The 272-nt window shown below is 62.9% G+C and carries 1 pseudogene; it reads right to left on the minus strand.

The annotated features are described in order from the left end of the window. A pseudogene (locus DIE22_RS37955) lies at positions 1-272 on the minus strand (DUF802 domain-containing protein); the annotation flags it as partial.

A 272-nucleotide genomic window follows, 5' to 3' on the forward strand; every position in this document is an offset into this window, starting at 1 on the left:
TGTTCGAATGTAGACGCTTGTGCGGTCAGATCGCGCGTCGTCCGTGCAAGCGCGTCGCAGATTTCCTGCTGACGGCCTGCACTGTGCACGCCTGCGCGCTGCCATTCGTCGCCGAGCTTCGTCGCCATAGCCGCCAGCGAGCCGTTCCATGCCGACAGGCGTTCTTCGTCGCGTGCGGCCAGTTGCGTCTGCAGCCCCGTATGCGATTCGCGGATCGTCGACAGCAGGTCGTTCGAGCGTTGTTCGAATGTAGACGCTTGTGCGGTCAGATC

The sequence above is a fragment of the Burkholderia sp. Bp9142 genome, from assembly GCF_003853415.1.
In the GTDB taxonomy this organism is placed as follows: domain Bacteria; phylum Pseudomonadota; class Gammaproteobacteria; order Burkholderiales; family Burkholderiaceae; genus Burkholderia.